19 protein-coding genes are annotated in these 20,727 nt (G+C 51.0%); 6 read left to right on the forward strand and 13 right to left on the reverse strand.

Annotated elements, in window-relative coordinates:
- Positions 1-129 precede the first annotated feature (129 nt).
- From EYB31_RS37635 to EYB31_RS37655, 5 genes are all read right to left on the reverse strand, one after another.
- Positions 130-1,473 (reverse strand): ABC transporter substrate-binding protein, encoded by a 1,344-nt coding sequence (locus EYB31_RS37635; RefSeq protein ID WP_131018759.1) that lies wholly within the window; start codon positions 1,471-1,473, stop codon positions 130-132.
- A gap of 980 nt (positions 1,474-2,453) precedes the next feature.
- Positions 2,454-3,836 (reverse strand): sulfatase family protein, encoded by a 1,383-nt coding sequence (locus EYB31_RS37640; protein WP_131018761.1) that lies wholly within the window; start codon positions 3,834-3,836, stop codon positions 2,454-2,456.
- A gap of 215 nt (positions 3,837-4,051) precedes the next feature.
- Positions 4,052-4,930 (reverse strand): carbohydrate ABC transporter permease, encoded by an 879-nt coding sequence (locus EYB31_RS37645; RefSeq protein ID WP_131018763.1) that lies wholly within the window; start codon positions 4,928-4,930, stop codon positions 4,052-4,054.
- A 25-nt stretch (positions 4,931-4,955) separates the two neighbouring features.
- A complete protein-coding gene (locus EYB31_RS37650) occupies positions 4,956-5,849 on the reverse strand; it encodes a carbohydrate ABC transporter permease (protein ID WP_131018764.1) in 894 nt (297 codons plus the stop codon).
- A gap of 68 nt (positions 5,850-5,917) precedes the next feature.
- On the reverse strand, positions 5,918-7,237 hold the full coding sequence (locus tag EYB31_RS37655; RefSeq protein WP_240763200.1) for an ABC transporter substrate-binding protein: 1,320 nt from the start codon (positions 7,235-7,237) through the stop codon (positions 5,918-5,920).
- Between the two features lie 150 nt (positions 7,238-7,387).
- On the opposite strand from EYB31_RS37655, the gene EYB31_RS37660 reads away from it, so the two are divergent.
- Together EYB31_RS37660 and EYB31_RS37665 are read left to right on the forward strand one after the other, a co-directional pair.
- Complete coding sequence (locus EYB31_RS37660; protein WP_165452817.1) at positions 7,388-8,863, forward strand: sensor histidine kinase; 1,476 nt, start codon at positions 7,388-7,390, stop codon at positions 8,861-8,863.
- Positions 8,864-8,878: 15 nt separating this feature from the next.
- Positions 8,879-9,565, forward strand: a complete 687-nt coding sequence (locus EYB31_RS37665; RefSeq protein WP_240763201.1) for a response regulator transcription factor — start codon at positions 8,879-8,881, stop codon at positions 9,563-9,565.
- Positions 9,566-9,803: 238 nt separating this feature from the next.
- Here the strand turns inward: EYB31_RS37665 and EYB31_RS37670 are convergent, their stop codons facing one another.
- The 4 genes from EYB31_RS37670 to EYB31_RS37685 all read right to left on the reverse strand — a co-directional run bounded on the left by EYB31_RS37670 (position 9,804) and on the right by EYB31_RS37685 (position 12,650).
- Complete coding sequence (locus EYB31_RS37670) at positions 9,804-10,115, reverse strand: aminoglycoside phosphotransferase/kinase family protein (RefSeq protein WP_131018766.1); 312 nt, start codon at positions 10,113-10,115, stop codon at positions 9,804-9,806.
- Between the two features lie 73 nt (positions 10,116-10,188).
- Positions 10,189-10,665 carry a GNAT family N-acetyltransferase gene (locus tag EYB31_RS37675; protein ID WP_131018767.1) on the reverse strand — a complete coding sequence of 159 codons (477 nt, stop codon included), beginning with the start codon at positions 10,663-10,665 and terminating at the stop codon, positions 10,189-10,191.
- A 219-nt stretch (positions 10,666-10,884) separates the two neighbouring features.
- Positions 10,885-11,655 (reverse strand): alpha/beta hydrolase, encoded by a 771-nt coding sequence (locus EYB31_RS37680; RefSeq protein ID WP_131018768.1) that lies wholly within the window; start codon positions 11,653-11,655, stop codon positions 10,885-10,887.
- A gap of 35 nt (positions 11,656-11,690) precedes the next feature.
- Entirely contained in the window at positions 11,691-12,650 is a 960-nt protein-coding gene (locus tag EYB31_RS37685) for a D-2-hydroxyacid dehydrogenase family protein (protein WP_131018769.1), read from the reverse strand.
- Positions 12,651-12,879: 229 nt separating this feature from the next.
- Here EYB31_RS37685 and EYB31_RS37690 point away from each other — a divergent pair, with 229 nt between their 5' ends.
- Positions 12,880-13,530 carry a hypothetical protein gene (locus EYB31_RS37690; protein WP_131018770.1) on the forward strand — a complete coding sequence of 217 codons (651 nt, stop codon included), beginning with the start codon at positions 12,880-12,882 and terminating at the stop codon, positions 13,528-13,530.
- Positions 13,531-13,679: 149 nt separating this feature from the next.
- Here EYB31_RS37690 and EYB31_RS40520 read toward each other — a convergent pair whose 3' ends face one another.
- On the reverse strand, positions 13,680-13,829 hold the full coding sequence (locus tag EYB31_RS40520) for a hypothetical protein (RefSeq protein ID WP_165452818.1): 150 nt from the start codon (positions 13,827-13,829) through the stop codon (positions 13,680-13,682).
- 187 nt (positions 13,830-14,016) lie between these two features.
- Between EYB31_RS40520 and EYB31_RS37695 the strand changes: the two genes are divergently transcribed.
- Positions 14,017-14,277: a sensor histidine kinase gene (locus tag EYB31_RS37695; RefSeq protein ID WP_131018771.1), complete on the forward strand. Its 261-nt coding sequence runs from the start codon at positions 14,017-14,019 to the stop codon at positions 14,275-14,277.
- A gap of 33 nt (positions 14,278-14,310) precedes the next feature.
- Here EYB31_RS37695 and EYB31_RS37700 read toward each other — a convergent pair whose 3' ends face one another.
- Positions 14,311-15,024 (reverse strand): M14 family metallopeptidase, encoded by a 714-nt coding sequence (locus tag EYB31_RS37700; protein ID WP_131018772.1) that lies wholly within the window; start codon positions 15,022-15,024, stop codon positions 14,311-14,313.
- A gap of 185 nt (positions 15,025-15,209) precedes the next feature.
- Here EYB31_RS37700 and EYB31_RS37705 point away from each other — a divergent pair, with 185 nt between their 5' ends.
- Positions 15,210-15,989: a threonine/serine exporter family protein gene (locus tag EYB31_RS37705; RefSeq protein WP_131018773.1), complete on the forward strand. Its 780-nt coding sequence runs from the start codon at positions 15,210-15,212 to the stop codon at positions 15,987-15,989.
- A gap of 8 nt (positions 15,990-15,997) precedes the next feature.
- The gene (locus tag EYB31_RS37710; RefSeq protein WP_131018785.1) at positions 15,998-16,423 is read left to right on the forward strand and encodes a threonine/serine exporter family protein; all 426 of its coding nucleotides are present in this window, start codon (positions 15,998-16,000) and stop codon (positions 16,421-16,423) included.
- A 12-nt stretch (positions 16,424-16,435) separates the two neighbouring features.
- On the opposite strand, the gene EYB31_RS37715 is transcribed toward EYB31_RS37710, so the two are convergent.
- Positions 16,436-17,548: a response regulator gene (locus EYB31_RS37715; protein ID WP_131018774.1), complete on the reverse strand. Its 1,113-nt coding sequence runs from the start codon at positions 17,546-17,548 to the stop codon at positions 16,436-16,438.
- A gap of 65 nt (positions 17,549-17,613) precedes the next feature.
- Positions 17,614-20,580, reverse strand: coding sequence for an ATP-binding protein (locus EYB31_RS37720; protein ID WP_338120014.1), 2,967 nt, complete (start codon positions 20,578-20,580; stop codon positions 17,614-17,616).
- Between the last annotated feature and the right edge of the window lie 147 nt (positions 20,581-20,727).

Here is a 20,727-nt window from a genome sequence, read left to right on the forward strand (position 1 = left end):
TTCTGCCATGGCAGCACCCTCCGAAAATGTTGGATTTCTAGTGTTAAAAGAAATCGGGAGGGAAACCCTCCCGATTCACGGTTTAGTCCGTCGCATCTTGGCCGAAACGTCTGCGATCAGAAATTTTGCTTATTTGTTGCGGAGCCGTTCGTATTCCTGCTTCATCTTCTCGGAAAACTGGGCTGGAGTTACCGTTCCGGCAAGCAGCGCCGCACCGGTTTTGCACATCACGTCCCACATGCCGTTTGGCAAATACACGCGGTCAAAATACGGGAACACGCGGTTGTTTACATATTTGTTGTAGTAGTCGGAGAATTCGTGCTTGGAGTTGACTCCTTTTAACCCCGGAGGCAGCTTGGTTACATTGGCAATTTTCTCCATATTCTCCGGCTTGGCGAAGAAGGTGATCAGCTTTTTCGACTCGGCCAGATGTTTGCCGTCTTTCCAGGCGCCCATCGTATAGCGCTCCCCTCCCGAGAAACTCGGCTCGTCGCCATCTACGATGGAAGGCACCGCCATAAGACCGATTTTTATATTAGGGCTAATTTTGTGAACGTCATCCGCGAAGGAAGGAGCGCCCATGACGAAAGCTACTTTACCTTGGGCGAACCGCTGCGGCAAATCGCTGCGTTTGGCGGTCAATACGTCGGAGTTGATGTAACCTTTCTTTTGCATATCGAGCAGATTTTGCGCCAGAGGTGTCCACTTGTTCCAGTCGAACTTACCGTCAAGCAGGCTTTGGGCGAAGTTTTCCTTTGGCGCTATATAAAACGGCGAAGCGTAGATGTCAAGGTATCCGCCGAGCATGCCGTTGTCGATACCGGACATGAAGAACGGCGCGACTTCTCCGTTGCTTTGCGTTTTGATTTTTTCGGCCGCCGCCATCAGCTCGTTGTATGTTTTCGGAACCTCGATGCCGTATTTTTGCAGCAGATCGGCATTAAACGAAATCCCGTCTTTCGCTTCGCTCATAACAAGCGCATGTACTTTGCCGTCTTTGTCGGTGACGACGTTTTTCACTGTGTCGGTTTGATTGGAAGCCCAAGGCTGGTCTTTCAAGTCGGCCAAAAATTTGCCGTAGCGGATAATCGCCCATCCATGGGTATCCCAAACGTCCGGCAGATCGTTGGCGGCCATTTTGACCTTCAGAATGTTTTCGTATTCCGATCCGGGGAACTGAAAATCCAGCTGAATATTCGGATTTTCCTTCATGAAATCATTGCCGATTCCCTTGAGCACATCCTGGTTTGCCGTTTCGCTCATCGTGCTGTAGATGGTCAGGCGGATTTTGTCTCCGCTAGGTGCGGCAGCCGGTGCAGCCGGCGCGGCAGTGCTTGCCTCTGGTTTGGCAGCTGCAGGTTTCGAGTTGTCTGGAGTACTGGCGGCGCCCCCGCTTGGCCGTTGAGAACAGCCCATCAGCGCTAAAGAGATGAGCAGCACGACTGCAGTCGTTGTTTGCAGTGTTTTTCTCATATTCCTTATTCAACCCTTTCTCTTATATGGGAATTAATGGTTCAAAATCCATGTTATCATAAATGATAGCGTTTTCAAATGTATCAAATCTACGGTGTAAGCGCTCAAATTTCGGGTGGGCGGGATTGGGACTTATTTTGACGCATGTAGGGGGAAAAGATGCTATTTTGCTAGGGGGGCTGCGGCGCATTAAAGGAGAAAAATGTTGTTTGTGATAGGAGGGGCTGCGGCGCGTTCAGAGGGGATCAGTATGGGGTTCCAACCGTCAATTAAAATCGTGTCCCTTTGAATGGATAGAAACGGTTGGGACACGATTTTAAACACGGGCGCTATCGCTTTTCCCACCCATACTGATCCCTTGGTCAGCTTTCTTTTAATTACCTGGGTATTCAGTAATACAAATTCATTGTACATAGCCCAATATACGGTTAGCCTCCCCTCTTACGGACATGAACGCAGCTATATAAACAAAATCAGAGGTTTACAAAGTGCAGCGGACACCAGAGGCCTTATTTTGCCTATCAGCTGTGGTTTCCCTGACTTTTTGAACAAATAAGCGCGACCCTGACCGTTAAAAATGATAACCTCGGTTTTGTTGCCGAATAAGCGCGCTCATGTCCGTCGGGGCCATGGCGATTCATATTTGAATGGTCTTCAGTGCTGCCATTCGGCGGCCACCTCATGTTGTCGAGATGAATCGCACAGGCACAGTACTGACGTTAAGCCCCTTCATCCGCTAGCCATACTAACTGAAATTCCGGGTCGTTCTACTATATAAGTGAACAAATGTTTTGGAAACCCGCTCCATTCCAGTTTTAGCCTGAAGTTCTTTTGTTCAACTTACATTGACTTGCAAAAAAATATCCCCGGAACGATGATTCCAGGGATGCTAAAGCCATACTATAGTTTGCCCAAACGTGTCATTGTACCGCAATGATTTGAGCGCATTCACGCCATTATGCTTACGCCGTTAAACGCCATTATTCCAAGCAAAAATCGTCGCCTGCCTGCCGCAGCCACGAGCGCAGCTCGCTCTCCAGCTCCGCGGCGATGGACTCCCGAGGAGGCCCGTCCAAAAGCACCGGCGACATCTGATACGGGTCCAGCTCATTGTCGTACATCAGCCGCCGGACGGCGCGGTCGCCGACTCTTTTTTCCGCTACATAGGTGTAACGGGCTGTACGCACGCCGCGCCAACCGTAGGCATTGATGTTCCAGCCTTCCTCCTGCGCCTGCTTGTGCTCATCCACATCGCCGGGATAATGGCAGATGAAGGTGGAGTTAGGCCGCGCCGCCGCTTCCCCGCGAAGCAGGCCGGAGTGATCCGTACCTTGAATCCGGCCGGGTTCAGTCGGCTGTACGCCCATGAGTCCAAGCAAAGTCGGCACGATATCTGCGCTGTTGAACAAAACGGAATCGGTGCGAGGCCCCAGCCCGCTAGGATAACGAATAAAAAACGGAACGGCAATCGACTCTTCGTACCATATATTTTTATGCTCCATCCAGCCGTGAGCTCCCATCGTTTCGCCGTGATCGGACGTCAGCACAACGATCGTATCTTCGGCCAAACCCGCTTCTTCCAGCGCTTCCAGCAGCCGCCCGAACTCGCGGTCGGTCCCGGTTACGGCGGCGAAATAATCTTTCATATGCCGCTCCGCCTGCTCTAAGCCGTCCCCTTGCACATTAGGCCGGATATAACCGGGCTGATCGGCGTACATCGCTTTATATTCGTCAGGCACCTGTTCAAAAGGCTGGTGCGGCGGGTTCCACGACACCACCAGGCAAAACGGCTGATCCGCCGGCTGATCGCGGAGAAACTGAATCGCCACATCGGTTTCGTGTTTCGTCGACCATTCCCCTGGCGCAATACGCTCATGCGTATCCTGCCAGTAATGCGGCGACATATGTTTGTCGTTGGCATTGTAGGCGTGCCAAAAATCGAACCCGAACCGGCGCGGCCCCGGCGGTATATACGCATCCCAATGCACAGCGCCCGACGGCGGCTCCGGGTTCAGCGAACGCTCGGGCAAATCGAGGTGCCACTTGCCGATATACCCCGTGCGGTAACCTTCCTTTTGCAGCATATTGCCGATCGTCAGCTCATCGTCGTTTAACTTCAACGTGAGGCCCGGCTTGCAGTTTCCGGTAACTCCCGTTGACAGCGGAAAGCGCCCGGTCAGCATCACCGCGCGGTTCGGCGAGCACAGCGGAAAACAGCTGATCGCATGGTCCAACGTAACGCTTTCCGCCGCAAAACGGTCGATATTCTGCGTATATACGGGATCGTCGTTGCTGCACCCCACCGCCATCTTGCGCCATTGGTCGGGAAAAACAAACAATAAATTGGGTCTTTTCGCAGCCATATAAAATAACTCCTTTCAACTACACACCCAGCCGCGCCGGGACTACCGGGTTCCCGGTCACCGTCACACGCCGGGATTTGCTTTCACCCGGTTCTCTACCACTGTCACACGCCCCGGGCGCGTTTGCAACCGGTCCCGTCTGCCAATATGTGTATAGCGATGCTCACTCGGAATACGCGCTTATTGCAATGTTCAGCCAGTTCCCTTCCCCACCCTCAGCCTTTGACAGCCCCGGCAGATATGCCCTCCACAAAATGATCCTGGGCGAGGAAATACACAATAATGGTCGGAATAATCGCCGATACCGCCGCGGCCATCAAAGGTCCGTATTCGGTCGCATGTTCGGATTGAAAATGCTGCATGCCAAGCTGAAGCGTAAACAAATGGTCCGAATTCAAGTAAATCAGCGGTCCCAAGAAATCGTTCCATGCATGCATAAACGTAAAAATCGTCAGGCTTGCGATTGCGGGCCGGGTCAGCGGCAGGATGATTCTGGCGTAGATGCCAAATTCGCTGAGACCGTCGATTCTAGCCGCCTCGGACAATTCTTCGGGAATCGACATAAAAAACTGCCGGAACAAAAAGACTCCAAACGGGCTGAAGGCACCGAGCAAAATCAGCGCCCAATGCGAATCGATCAGGCCGATGCTTTTCATCAGCATAAATTGCGGTATCATCATCACCTGAAACGGAATCATCATCGTTGCTACATATAGAAAAAACAGCTTGTCGCGTTCGGGAAAACGCACCTTGGAAAAAGCGTACGCCGCCAGCGAGCAGGTAATGATTTGCAGCACGGTTGTGCATACCGCAATTTTTATCGTATTTAAATAGTAAGTAAAGAAAGGCAGGTTCACCCATACTTTCTCATAGTTGGATACGTAAAACTTGCTCGGAATCCACTGGATCGGGAAGCCGAATATTTCCGACTCCGCTTTAAAGGAAGCCGAGATCATCCATATAAACGGCGCCACCATGGAAGCGGCGGACGCGACGATGACGGCATATAACAGCAGCTTGCGAATACCGTTTTTCGTCCGGTAACGCGGCGGAGCAGAATAAGATTGGGCAGGTCGTACGGCCGAGTCGCTCATGTTTGTTTTCCTCCTGGCCTTGCATTTATGAATAATTCACCCAACGGCTTTGTCCTTTAAACTGGATGTACGTGATGACGGCGATGATGGCGAACAGCACATAAGCCATGGCGGACGCATAACCGTATTCGTAGCGCTGGAACGCCGTGTAATAAATATCGTAAACGAGCACGTGTGTCGAACGCCCCGGCCCGCCTTTCGTCAATACAAAGATCATATCGAACACTTTGAAGGAGTTAATAATCCCGATAATAACGGTAAAAAAGATAACCGGAGACAGCATCGGCAGCGTCACGTTAACGAACCTGGACGTTGCCCCGGCTCCATCGATCTCCGCCGCTTCGTACAGATCTTTCGGAATGCCTTGAAGTCCGGCCAAATATAACACCATGTAATATCCGACGGAATGCCAGATCGACACGATAATGACGGAGAATAAAGCCCAATCAGTCGATGCCAGCCACGACGGCGGATGCTCGAGACCTACCGACCGTAAAAACATATTGATCGGCCCCATCGTCGGGTTGTACAGCAGCTGCCAGACGACCGCCACGGCAATCGTTGCCGTAATATGAGGCATAAAGATGGCCGTACGGAATATTTTCGTAAACCGGATGCCTTTATTTAAAGCGACGGCGGCCAATATCGCCAGCAGCAAGGTCAAAGGAACGTAAACAACTGTCATAATCAAGCTGTTGAGCAGCGAAATCTTGAATGTTTCGTCGCTCCAGAGGCGAACATAATTGGAGAGGCCGGAAAACTCGATGTCGCCGAAACCGTTCCAATCCGTAAAGCTCATCAGAAACGACGCGGCTACCGGAAAACAAATAAACAGCAGAAATCCGATCATATTGGGCAGCAGGAAAGCGTAGCCAACCATCCGGCTGCGTGTTACCGATTTATTGCTTTTGGAAAGCATGTCTTCCCCTCCTATCCGAACATTCAGGCCCCGCTTGACGCCAAGCGAGGTCCGAATGCACGTTCTGTTTACTTTTTGGTATTTTTATAGTCCTTGGCGTATTTGTCGGCCCATTCTTTCTGCACACGGTCGCCGATTTTTTGAATTGCTTGGTCCGCCGTCTGCGCGCCGGTCAGCGCCATTTCGCCTTCCTGCTTATAAATGTTGTTCAACACGATGTTTTTCACGCCGGGCAGCAGCGGGTACTCCGCATATTCTCTTTGCTCAACGAAATAATGAATGTTTTTCGGCTTCAAGCTGCCGTCTCCGATATATGCTTTGCGGATGTCATCATTGGTGTAGCCGGTCAAAAATCCTTTGGAAGCAAACACTTTAGCGCCTTTCGCGCCGGTCATAAATTGAATTACCTGGAACGCGGCATCTTTGTTTTTGGAATTTTTGTTCAGCATCAGCGATACCGGGGTCGCCAAGCTCGTATTGGCAGGCACGCCGGCCGGATGCGGGATCGGCACGACATCCCAATCGAAGCTGATTTTTTTCTCCTGCTCCGCTGCTCTGAGCTGCGCCACATGCCAGTCACCGATCACGTTCATGGCCACATTGCCTTTTTGGAACGCGGAATTGTAATGAGCGTTTGTCGTAATTTGCTCAGCCCAAGACATAATCGAGCCGTCTTTCTCCATGTCCATGCGGAACTGCAGCCCTTTCTTAAATGGCGACAAATCTTTGTCGATAATCGACGCCCCCGTTTGCACCGCCTGCATATACCACGTCTGCGCCCACGGATGGAGGAACGCGCCGTAAACTTTGTTTGCTCCTTCGCCTTTGGTCATTTTTTTGGCCAAATCGCGGAACTCGTCCCATGTCATATCCGCTTTCGGATACGGCACCTTCATTTCGTCAAACAGCGTTTTATTGTAATACAACATCCAGTTCGACTTGCGGTAAGGCAAGCCGTACGTTTTGTCGTTGACCTTCAAGTTATCGTATAACGGGCCGAAGCCGGACACGTCCATTTTGTTTTTGGCGATATAATCGTCCAACGGCTCAAGAATGCCGGTATCGAGAAAAACGTCCATGTTACCGCCGATGATGTCAATGTTTTCGCCGGATGAAAGCTGCATCCGCAGCTTCTCGTAATACTGCTGCTGAGGGATGGTGTCGATCTGCACGTCGATGTTCGGGTTTTCCTTCTTGAATTCCGCAAACACTTCCTTGAAGGCGTTCTGATCGTCGGACAACACGGTCATTTTCAGCGTAACCGGTTTGGTTTCGCCTTTCGGAGCGGCCGTTGTCCCGCTTGATCCGGTCTCTTTGGAAGTGGCGCAGCCGGTCGCAAGTCCCGCTAGCATCGCGCCGGTTACGGCAATGCCGATCATTTTTTTCATTTTACATCCACCCTTTTTGTTTGATATGATCTGATTACGTTTTCTTGTACCCATTGTACTTGGGATGCCGGAGGCCGCACAGATGAATGTTTTATTCACCCTGACAACCCGTTTATGTCTAGATCATTCCCTCCCCGTGGAGGCAACGCCATGATTTTCATCATCCTGCTTATTTTAGTATTTTCGATTACGCTGACGTTTAAAAAGCTGAGCAACACCTCCACCCGTTTCATGCACGGCATTATCCTTGGCTGGGTGCTGTCTTTTGTCGCGTTTATCTTGTACCTCAGCAAATTCAATTATTATTACAACATCATGCATTTGGTATTCGACTTCAGTCCCGGAACCTGGAATTACCTGGTGCTAACGCAATTTAACCCGCAAATGCTGATCCGTCTGCTGAACGGCGGCGTAATCTTGTTCCACTGCTCGCTGCTCTGTTTTGCCGTTTCCTTCACCCGGAGCCTGAAGACGAAGTGGCAGCGGACCGTCTATGCGGCGGCGGCCGTTTTATTTGTACTTCAGCTCGTTTTGTACGATCCTTCCGTTCATATCGCTTGGCAAAACTCCGCTTCGTACCATGCCTTGTTTGGTGTCTTGGATTTCTCGTTCAAAGCCGTGAAATACGCGGTGATTTGGTTTTCATTTGGCCTGCTGATCAATTATTACGCCAATTATCCCAAAATCAAATTTTTAAAAAATTTGACGCTGTATCATATCCTCGGGCTGATCCCGGTTACGGGGCTACATCTCTTGTTGTTCCCGTGGGCTCCGCAAAATCTGATCAGAACGACCTACTTACCGGGATATTACAATTATTTGCAGCCGCCGTTCGGCTCCTCGCCGCTGATGCTGCTGATTCTCCCTTATGCGATCTACGGCGCACTGATCTTGATGATCTTTGTTGTCTACAAATTTAATGCCATCGAGATGTACCGTAAAAATCGCGATGTGCAGATCAATAAAAGCATCGATACGGCCACACTAGGCGCAAGGGCTTTCACCCACGCCTTAAAAAACCACCTCATCGCCATCCGCTCGGAAGCCGAATATTTAAAGGAGCTGCATGCGGATAATGAGGAAACAGCCTATAGCGTGAATCTGATGCTGAAGTCCTGCGACAGCGCGCTGGGCAGCATCAATGGTGCCGCGGACAAGCTGAAGCACATCCAGCTCAATCTGCAGCCGCTGGCGCTTGAAGTGCCCGTCCGCAAAGCAGTGGAGCAATTGGGCGCAAGAGAACACCAGATCACGATCGATCTGAACGTTGGTCCGACGAATTCGCTCTCTTATATCGATCCGCAGCATATGGAAGAAGCGATTTTCAATTTATTAGAAAATGCCGCTGAGTCGTTATCCCGCCGGCCTAACGGGCGTATCGCGATCGAAACCGGCGAGCGGAACCGTTGGGGCATCATCCGCATCTCGGACAACGGTCCCGGAATATCCGAAGAGAACCTCGACATGATTTTTGATCCTTTTTTTACAACCAAGTCGTCGATCAATAATTGGGGTATCGGCTTGTCGTATTGCCATAAAATTATCGCCGCGCACGACGGCAGGATCGAAGTGGAAAGCAGCGCCGCAAGCGGCACAACCTTTACGATTTACTTACCATTCATCTAGAGGGGGATATGTATCGTGGACAACCGTCTGATTCGCGTGCTTGTTGCAGACGATATGGAGGCTCACCGGAGAAGGCTGGAGCGGGTGATCGCCCAAACCGCAGGGATCGAATGTGTCGCTCATGCCGATTCGGCCGGCGCTGCGATCGAGCAGGCGTCGCTGGTCCAGCCGGACGTCATTTTGATGGATATCGAAATGGACAGCCAATATGCCGGCATTCATGCGGCCAAGGAAATCAACGAGAAGTTTCCGCATATCAAAATCATCGTACTGACCGTGCACAAAGACGAGAACTTTATTTTCTCCGCGTTTCAAACCGGCATCATGGATTATTTGCTGAAAACGGCAAGCAACGAGGAGATTGCCGAAGCGATTATGGCTGCATATTACAACCGTTCGCCGATCCGGCCGATGATCGCAGAGAAAATCCGCGGCGAATTCGCCCGGGTTAAACGCGCCGAAAGCAGCCTGATGTACGTCATTCAGATCATTTCCGAGCTGACGCCCAGCGAGCTGCAGGTGCTGCGGCTGCTCTGCGAGGGACGGTCGCGCAAGCAGATCGCGGAAGAGCGGTATGTCGAATACGAAACGATCAAAAAGCAGATCAACAGCATTTTGAAAAAGTTCAAGCAGGCGAGCATTTCGGAAGTGATTGAGTCGGTGAACGAGCTGCGTATTTTTGAGGTGCTGAAGAAGTTGTGATCCGAGTATTCAAAATCTTCAAAGCCAATAGAGTCGCTGCGGCGCGTTGGGAGGGGATCAGTATGGGACTCCAACCGTCAATTAAAATCGTATCCCCTTGAATGATAAAAGCATGCCGGGATACGATTTTAAAAACGGCCGCTGACGCTTTTCCGCCCCATACTGATCCCTTGGTCAGCTTCTATACTAGTGTGCAACTTATTCTCCCGTTAAAACTGACACTCGTTCCAATCAAAATTCAAGAAAAATACTGTCGCCATTGAGAAATGGCGTACAACGCGTTTCGCAAAACTGCGGCATCCTTTCTTGAATCCATGGATGGACCGATTTGTTCTCCATTACGAAAGCGTAATATCCTAATACCGCGGAGTCTCGTATGCTGAATGCCGGCAAGATTTACGGTCACCGGATCATGCAAACGAAGAAGATAGACGCTGCCATTTGACGTATCGATCACTTTATACGTCCGGTTTTCATTGTGTCTGAGCAGCGCGACTTCAGGGTTGACGATACCATATTGCAGCAGGATCTCTAAAATCTTATCGTCCATGAGGACTCCCCCGGTTCTACTACAAATTCACACAGTCAATGTAAATGGTTATTTTCATAGCGCAAGCGGCAAATCAGAGTCGCAATACGGTAATTGCCTCGTTGTTGAAGTTTTCGCCGTTGTCACGGAAGCCGAAGCTTTCATATAGTTTTTTGGCAGGTGCGTTATCGGGTTTATAAGGGATCCAGCAGTAATGCGCCGGTCCTGCCGGATAGGTGCGGATAAACTCCAAGATGTTTTCCATAGCTTCCCGCCCATAACCCCGATTCTGATATTGCTTATCCATCATCAGCCGCATTATGCAATAGTTATCGACTGCGATTGACGGCTCATCGTATCCGGTGGTTCCATAAGCCAACATAACAAAACCGACCGGCTGTTCATCCGCATAAATGGCAAACGGAAATGGATGGCCCCCATTGGTTGCAAGGACATAACACGAAGCTACACTTGACAGATTGGACGCAACAAATCGCCGTTGTTCCTCGGATACCTCCAATTTAAATATGTCACGCCGGTTTTCCAGCGTGATTTTTCTGAGCGTAATCATGTGGTATTCTCCCTTCATCCCTGATTTCGTATTGCGCCGCGGCTGCATAAATACCATACAATTTTTCCTAAAAAAGTAATAGACTTATGTTCAATTTTTTTATAGAATATGATGTATCCATGTCTTTTTTAGAGTTAAGAGGAGCCGACGAAAAAAAGCGCCCGGCGTAGTATACCGAAGCGCTTATCATATGTTAGAGCAGATGCAGGGACAATGCCCTTAAATATGTTTCCTCAAAAAGCGTGCGACTTCCAGCATGCTTGTTTTTTGCGCCTCGGTAGTGACCCCGTAGCAGAAGCCGTGACCGACTCCCGGCAATACGACGAGTTCGGAAGTCCCGCCCGCCGCGGCGATTTTGTCGCTCATCGCCTGCGTTTCCGCCAAAGGCGTGATGTCGTCGGTATCCCCTTGAACGAACAGATAAGGAATGGAAGTCGCCATATTCCGCTTCACGGGAGCCGCCTCTTCGTACAATGACGGCTTCTCCGCCCTCGTCCCGCCGATGTATTGGGTGACAAACGAAAATTGCTCCGACAGCTCCGTTACCGGGCAATAAGCGACAACGCCACCCGGCATAGTATCCGTATCGGTAAGCTCCTCCGTCAATCCGAGCGCATCGTTGGCATCAATGGATGCCAATATTAATGCCAAATACCCTCCGGCTGAAGAACCTAACGTCACGATCCGCTGTTTATCGAAGCCGAATTCCTCTGCTCTCCGCTTCAGGAACTGCATCGCCAGACGGGCGTCTTCAATTTGGCTGGGATAAATGGAATCCGGGGCCAGACGGTAGCTGATCGAAGCGCACACATAACCTTGACCGCAGAAAGCAGCCGCCACTTCGGCAAACTGCTGCCGATTGCCTTTTTCCCAGCCCCCGCCGTGAATGAAAAACAAACAGACTCCATTTGGCTTTTCAGGCACATATACGTCTATGTTTCGCGCGTCCGCATACGTCTCGCTATACTTCAGGTTCAACACTGTGCTCATGATCTTCGCCTCTCCGCTCCTTTAACTGTAAAATGTCAGTTCAACTTGCGTACTGTCGTACCGGCCAAATACGCTTTGATGTCTTCCAGCGCATCCCGGAAAAAAACGGCGTAATTCGCCTTCGAAACATATCCGAGATGCGGCGTCGTCAGCACATTCGGCAGCCGGCGGAACACATCGTCCTGCGGCAGCGGCTCCACGTCGTACACATCGAGGCCCGCTCCCGCGATCCAGCCATTTTCAAGAGCTTCCGCCAAAGCATCCCGGTCGACGATCGGCCCACGCGACGTATTGATCAAATACGCCGACGGCTTCATGCGGCGCAGCTCTTCTCTTCCAAGCAGCCCGCGCGTCCGGTCGCTCAGCACAAGATGGATGCAGACAAAATCGCTTTGCGCAAGCAGTTCCTCCTTCGAAGCCGCCAGAGTCACACCCGCTTCCTCCGCCCGCTCTTTGGTCAAATTCTGGCTCCATGCCATTACGTTCATACCGAAGGCCATACCAATCTTCGCCACCTTGCTGCCGAGCTTGCCAAGACCAAGCACACCCAGCGTTTTGCCGTACAGATCGGTCCCGATTGTGCTCTGCCACGGTCCTCCCGCGCGCAGCGCGTTATGCTCCTGCACGATGCTGCGGGCCACACCGAGGATAAGCGCCCAGGTCAGCTCGGTTGTCGAGTCTCCGGCGCCGCCTGTGCCGCATACGGTAATGCCTTGAGCGGCCGCTGCGGCCATGTCGACCGACGCATTGCGCATGCCGGTTGTGATCAGCAGCTTCAGCTTCGGCAACCGTGCCAGCAGCGGTGCCCGGAAAGGCGTGCGTTCACGCATGATTACGACAATCTCGCAATCTTCAATCGCTTGAACAAGCTCGCCTTCCTCGGTAAAATGCGATGTATACGCTCTCACTTCGACTTGATCGGCAATTGACGGCCAATCGGCCAGCGACATCGCCGTTTCTTGATAATCGTCCAATATTGCGCAGCGAAGCTTCATAACGGATTGCCTCCTTAAATATGGATACTTTCAGCATACCACAGGCGGACGGGCATTAGAATCGTTTGGCGGATTGTTGATGTAACACATGTAGTGAAGGAGAAAGCAACACAGCTAACTACGGAATATGCGAATCACCAATGTCTCTTTCCTCATACAAGCATGATAGAACCCGAATATGATAGGTGTAGCTGGAAACTAGTTACAACAATATCAGGGAGGAGATCAAATGGCGATAACTCCGATTCAAAGAATTACAAGCAACACGTCAACCGTGTTTGGTGCCGCAAATAGGGCCGCTGCAATAGCCGGCGTATTGACAGGAATGGGTGGCAACACAGTTAACGTTTCCGGAGCATATCCGAATTGGCCAAGTCTGGCTAAATACACGAACGACAACAGCACTTTCAGCGGTGTTGCAGATCCACAAACGGTGTGGACATCCAACCCGCCGGTAGCGGGGCAGACGCAGGGCTTTGCAGTTAGATCCAACACGGTTACACTAGCGGTGCCGCGGCCCTTATTTGTCCTCAGTGTAGCCGTATTTGCCGATAACGCCCATACACTGGAAATTCAATCATATGTAGCAGGGTCGCTCAACCAGTACAGCATCATTACCAATCTGGGTGTCGAATTAATGGACGGTCCGTTGCCCCTAAACTCTTCATTTACAACAGATGCTGTCAGGCCGTATAACTGGCAAAATCTCAGATATTATTCGGTACTCGCTTCAACCGAAGAAGTGATCGAACAACCGATTGATATCTTTTTTGTATTCTCTTTTGAGGGTGTCAACTATGACACGAACCAGGGGATTAATACCGCGGGGCTTTCCTTTGTCGCCAATATTTACGGAAGCGGCATCCTGATACCTTCATGATCGCGTATCTCGGGATGAGTTATTTAATGAACAAGCCCGCACTGTGGGTGAAGTGCCCCCCCTTATAATAGACAATGGCCCCCTGGGTAAAGGAAAGGAATGGGGCATCCGTTAGGCTTCTGATTTTTACGGTATGGACATATATGTTTTCATTTGGGCAGAGATTGGCTCAGCCTTATATACTTACTGCGGAATTTCTGCATGACTTTCTCCGCATCCTCTTGCTCCCTCTTCAGTTCAGGCAGCCGCAGGAGTTTCTTTTCCAGCTTCGGATGATTTTTGACTACGAAAATGGTCATTGATTTTACCAATCCTTTCTCGATGCACTGGCAGGCAACGGCTTTGACAGTATACAACAAAACCCAGTACCTCCGCGGCACTGGGGATACTTTTATAAATATTAGGGTGCCTTTTGCAGGGCTCTCTTATAGGGCCGCCCCTCGCTTATGCTTTCCATACACCGCAACAAACAAAGCAAACGCCAGCTTGGCCGGCAACCATTCGCATCCGCGAATCCGATCTGCAAATATCGGTCACGATAACGGCATGGGCATCGACAAGGATACGCTTCGCATGCTGCGTACCCGGCTTGCCAGCGAGGCGGATGAGGATGTTACGGCACATATCGGGTTATATAATACAAATAAACGCATCAAGCTGGCATACGGGCCGGGGTATGGAATGACGATCCGCAGCAAATACGGTTTCGGCACCTCGGTCCAGATGACGGTGCCGATCAACGAATGAACCCGGTGCTGCGGACGTTCGCGACGCCGCGCTTCAGCGTTTCCGTTTCACCCGAGATACGGCGCCGCGCTGCAGCAGATCGGCTTCGGCCAACAGGTTATGCAAAATTTCCATCTGATAGCCGACCCGTGTTTTCATCGGCAAACTCCAGCACGTCTCCACGGTGACCGCCTTTGCTTTCAGCAGGCGGTGCGCGGCGTTTCGCCCGGAACCGGGCAGACTTCCCAGACGGACCGTAAATTGTCTTGATTTTCTGCTTATCGATCGATTCATCTGCTTTACGGTGCGTTTCACCGCAGGAATCGCTTTGCTTTTCCGGTTGGCAATTAACGTTTGCCCCAAACGCTTCGGATTGATTTTGGATAAACCGTTGGCTTCATGCAGGTCCACGTACCACGACGGCTGCTCCTGCTCCGCCAAACGGAATAATGCGGCTGATAGCGGATGCCGCGCCTTGCCTTTACGTTTGCCCGGGAAGGTCCGGTTCAAATCGGGAACGCCGCGGATCCGCAGCTTATATGCCCGCCGGTTAACGACCGGAACGAGGATCAGGGTACCTTTGTCGATTCGCAGCTCACCTTTCTTCAGCAACCTCAGAAGTTTTTTGGCAGCTCGGATGCTGGCGATTTCCTTCCCATGCACACCGGAAGTCACCATGACCGTATGGCCCGCCAAATTCCCCTTAATTACGTAATACGGTGTCTGAAACTTGGTCGCCTTGGCCAACAAGCGCTTTGAAATTTCCATGCTGCAAGCACCTCCCAGATATACTAAAGTACGATTCAGCATATGCCCTGCGCAACGGACAGAAGTCCAATCGCAGTGATATTTGCACAACTAAACGGTACTTGCGCTATTTCCCCCTCCATTGCCGGATTGATCCAATATGTTACAATGGTTGCATAGATCAGAGCCAGAAAGGGGCGGCCCATTTGCAAACCGGAACGGAATCGAACCATATCGTCGCCGAGCTCTGTTTGTTAGCAGGAAAAATGATGCTGGAAAACGGTGCGGAAACGTACAGGGTTGAGGATACGATGACGCGGATTGCCGATGCGCTCGGCGTCCCGAATACACATAGCTTTGTCACGCCAACCGGGATTATTTTTTCAATGGAGGGAACCGCGTTTGCCACGCAGCTGGTCCGTATTACGGAACGTTCCACCGACTTGCGCAAAGTCACAATCGTCAACGACGTGTCCAGAAAAATAACCGGCGGACAGTTGTCTGCGGAAGCTGCTTTCAAGCTGCTGAAGATGACGGAAACGGAGACGCTGAGTTATCCTTTTCCGCTGCGTTTCCTCGCCGCGGCCGTGGCCAGCGGCTGTTTCCTGATTATGTTTCGCGGCTCTTGGCATGACTTTCTTCCCGCAACCGTATCGGGTGGAATCGGTTATTATGTGCTTGCTCGGGTACAAAGCCTGATATCGATTAAATTTTTTGCCGAAGGGCTCGCCGCACTTGTCATCGGACTGTGCTCCTGCTTTTTTATCGCCAGCGGTATCGGCTCGGACCTGGATAAAATTATTATCGGCTCCGTTATGCCGCTGGTCCCTGGCCTGCTGATCACTAATGCTGTGCGGGACTTGATGGCCGGACATTTCGTATCCGGCGTTTCCAAAGGAGCGGAAGCGCTGTTTACCGCATTTGCGATCGGCGCCGGAGTGGCCTTCGTGCTGGCCTTTTTTAGCGGAAGGGGGTTTGATCTGTAATGGCGGGGATGATTGAGCAGCTGCTTACCAGCTTTATTGCCTCCGGAGCGTTTGCCATTCTGTTTAATGTACCGAAAAAAACGCTGCTGCCGTGCGGATTGGTCGGCATGCTCGGCTGGCTGCTTTATACGCTTGTCATCGAGGTTCCGGCCAATCCGATTCTCGCCGCACTGGCGGCTTCGTTTCTGGTCACCGTGTTAAGCCAGACGCTGGCCAAGGTGTATAAAACGCCGATTATCGTATTCAGCGTATCCGGGGTGATTCCGCTGGTGCCGGGCGGCACCGCTTATGACGCCATGCGCAATGTCGTGCAAGACCATTACGATCTGGCCGTACAGCTTGGCTTGAAAGCTTTTATGATCTCGGGTGCGATCGCCATCGGCCTTGTCTTTTCCGAGGTGATTCATCAAGTGCTTAGAAAATCGCGGATATGAACAAGCGGCTCCCTAAGGTAAATAAGGAGCCGCGCGGTTTTTCATTTCCGGTGACGGTTCAACACCCAACTCCTGCAGGCAAGCTGCCTCAAAACGTTCATAATGCTTGGCGATTTTCTCCACGCTGCCGCTGCTGACATACAAGTCCATCAAGAGCCGGTTCATTTTTTCATCCAAGGGGTATAAGGACAGATAAACATCCAATCTTCGTTCCGCCTTCGACCATTCCCGCCCTGCCATCTCCGCTTCAACCAGCTTGCGCGTTAGACCCGCGTATTGTCTGCTGTATCCTTCTTCAATCGGAAACTTCCAAGTATAATCCTTCGTTTCCAGCAGCGGCCCCCGGTACAGCGAAAAAAGCTGCTCGGCCTGCGACATATCCTGGGCGTGATCCCCCGCCATTATTCCTTCCCGCACAAATGCCAATACGTCATACGACACAAGCGATGTGTCCAAAATATAACCTTCATTTATTTTGCGGATATCCATTTCGATTTCGTGTTCCTTTAAAAGCTTCTTTAAACGGTAAATCGTATTATACAAATTGTGCAGCGGCCGGTCTCCCTCCATCTCCGGCCATAACATATCGGTCAGCGTCCATTTGCTGAGCTCCTTGCCGGGATGGCAAAGGAAAAAAGCGAAAAGTTCCTCGGCTTTGCGCGTCGGAAAATGAACCGGCTCATCTTTTTTATTGCGTATTTCAAACCCTCCGAAGCAGCGGATCAGCGTCTGTTTCCTTTCCGGTTCGGCAGCCGGAGCCGGCAGGAGCTGCCTGAGCAGACGGCTGGCTATCCGTTCAATGGCCGCCGGAGTCACGGGTTTTAAAATATAATCAAACGCATAGACTTCGAACGCTTCCAGCGCGTACTGCTTATAAGCCGTAGTGAACACGATTTTGATATCGTCGGTTATCTCGTTGATATGGCGGGCCAACTCCAGCCCGTTCATTTTGGGCATTTCCACGTCGATAAAAGCGACATCGGGTTCTAATTGCGGCAAGCAGTCAAGCGCCTCCAGCGGGTTCGTGAAAACACCGGCAATCGTATAATGCGGACTCTGGCCGATGATGTATTTCATTAATTCAAGAATCGGCTGCTCATCCTCCACGATCATGACTCGAAACATAACTCGCCCCTCCCTTTTGGATTCACAGTCACATGAGTGTTGTGCCGTTCCTGACGCCTGCGGCATTACCCCGTACCGCTCAGCGCATCACTTTTGCCGACAGGCAAATAGATAGTGACTTTGGTGCCCCTCCCTCTCTCCGAGGTGACATGAAGCGATGCCCCGGGGATCGAATCGAGCCGCTTGCGGATGTTGGGGATGCCGATGCCGCCGAACGGCCATTCTCCTTTTGACATCTGAAATTGATATTCGTCGGGAATGCCAACCCCGTTGTCCTCCACGATCACTTTCATAAAACCGTCTCCTTCGCGAATGTTCAGCGCCACCATGCCGAATCCTTCTTTTTCGAAAAGGCCGTGCCGAATGGCATTTTCCACAAAAGGCTGGATGCTCAAAGACGGAATTTCACGGTAATACGCCGCTGGGTCCACATGGCATTCAAACGCAAAGCGCTCCCCGAATCGCGCCTTTTCAATTTCCACATACGCTTCGATCAGCTCCAGCTCCTGGCGCAAGGGAACCATCAGTGTAGAGCGGTCCATGTCGAGAATGTACCGCAAATATTGACTCAGCATCGTTAGCAAATGGGCTGCCTTGGGACCGTCCGTATAACAAAACGAGATGACACTGCTTAATGCGTTGTATAAGAAATGCGGCTTAATTTGCGCCTGATGAAACGCCTGTTCATTGCGGATGGCTTCCTTAATGGAATTTTTCATGGCGATTAACGTTTGGATTCTGGCGATCAAAGTTTCCTTCTCAAACGGCTTGGTCACATAATCGTTAGCTCCGGCTCTGAACCCTAACGCAATGTCATGCGGCGTATCCTTGACCGTTGCGAACAAAATCGGCAGATCCAGGATCGAATGATAACTTCTCAGCATCCGGCACAACTCAATCCCCGAGGTCCCCGGCATCATCACGTCCAGAATAACCAGATCGATCTGCGGATTCAGCTTCATCTTTCCCATCGCCTCATCGGCTGAAAATGCCGTCAGCACGTTATATTGTTGACGCTTCAATATGTTCAGCAGCATATGAATGTTAGAGGCTTCGTCGTCCACAATCAAAATCGTGCCGCCTTGTTCGCTGACAATATCCAGCGGTTTCACGCCCGCATCCGCCCGCTGCAGATCAGCCTCCGTCATGTACGTCGTCGCCTCCTGCAGAAGCCCATCCACGCCAGGCAATGTAAACCGCATGCAGGTTCCTTTTCCAAGCTCGGACCAGTCCACCCGCAGTTCCCCGCCCATACGCTCAACAAGCTTTCTGCTGATGTACAGCCCTACCCCCATCCCGGTGTATCCGTCCTGCGGGAGCGGTTGATGCTGCTGCTCGAAATATTCGAAAATAGTTTCACGCCGCGCTTCGGCAATTCCCGTTCCCGTATCTTCAACGCAAATCGCCGCGATCCCGCCGGATAAAACAACCTTGACTTTAATCAAACCTCTGCTTGTATGCTTAATTGCATTGTGCACCAGATTGTACAACACTTGCCGCAAGCGGTTTTCGTCGGCCCGTACCCACGTATCCGCGCTAACCTCGTTAACAAGCCGCACTTCTTTGCCCAAAAGCTCAAACTGCAGCACATCAAACACAATCTGCACAAGAACCCCGATGTCGACGTTTACTGGCTTAAGCCTCAGTTTGCCATGCTTTAACCGGGTGACATCGATCAAGTCGTGGATCAGCATCGACAGCTTGACGGACGTATCTTTAATCAGCCACAGATTCTGCTTTTGGCTCAGCGACAAATTGCGCTCCTCGTCATCCAGCAGATGCGAAGTCATATTCATAATGCCGTGCAGCGGCGTTTTGATTTCGTGGGAAGTATGGGTTAAGAATTCGTCCTTCAGCTGATTGGAGAGCGCCAATTGCCGGGAAAGCGACTCCGTCTTCTCAAAAGCGCCCACAAAACGGATTGCCAACAACATATTCATAAACACAATAAAACAGATGATCCCGACTTTGGCAACCAAGTCGGTCGGCACGATGTTCTCCGTATACAATAAGCCATCGGTCATAAAAACGGTCAGCGATACGATACCGCCGATAAACAGAACCAGCTCTTTGCGATTCGTCGAGTTCCGCTCGTTAATGCCGTATAAATAGATCAAGCGAATCAACAGAAACAATGCAACAGCGCCGAGATACAGCATAAATAATGTCTTCACTTCGCTATGCAACCGATACGGCAGCATAATCACAAGTGCAATATACGCAACGATCGGTGCCAGCAGCAGCTTCATGTTACGGGGCTTCAGCAACCGTCTGTCAATGGCGCAAAAAAACAATACGATAACGGCTCCGCTTGCAAACTCGCTGATATCGATCAGCTTGTTCCCTACGTTAAACGGAATCCCCGGCAGCAGCCTCAGCAGCAGCTTCTCCCCGAACAACGAGCGTTCCAGCGTCAACGTCAGCAAATAAAGTCCGCTGTACAGATAAAGCTTCTCCCGCCTGCCCAGAATATAGAAGCTCAAGTGATAAGCCCCGAACATGCCTAGGATAAATATCGCCGCGATATCGGAACCCAGCTGGATGACGGTTATTTTCGTAATATCTTCGTTTAAGCCGAATTGGATGGAATTGACGATACCGCCTTGCGGGTATACATAATTGGCTGCTTGAATAATGATTTCCACTTCGCTGGAGCCGGGATGAAAAAAGACGCTGTAAGGTGTGTTGCCCGGTTTATGCGCAGCTTCATCCGCGGCGGGGACACCGCTGCCTCCAGCCTGCTTGCCATTGATAAACAATGTGTGCGCCATGCGGATACTTCTTATTTTGACCCCCATCACGTTATCCGTTGGCGGAATAAGTACCCTTAACCGGTAGGTGCCAAAGCCTGTCTTGCCCATCCCTGCGCCGTTCTTTTTTCCTTTCCACGTACCCGGTGTGAACATAGTGGACATTCCGGCAACGGGAGCGCTTTGCTTGAAATCGGCAGGCTCCAATAATTGACCTTCGTAAAATTCCCACTCTCCGTCCAAAGCCGCCAATCCCCGGTTCCGGAAATCCCAATTTCTCAAATCTTGGACCCCCCGTATGGCGGGCGGTGCATCCCGATTGGGCACCGTTTGAGCATATATTGCAATAAATACCGCTATGAAAAACGAAAAGATCAACCCGATCGCGATGATCTTGCGGTAATTTGCGCCTGTCAACAAAAAGTCCCC

The sequence above is a fragment of the Paenibacillus thalictri genome (assembly GCF_004307995.1).
Classification (GTDB): Bacteria; Bacillota; Bacilli; order Paenibacillales; family NBRC-103111; genus Paenibacillus_AF; species Paenibacillus_AF thalictri.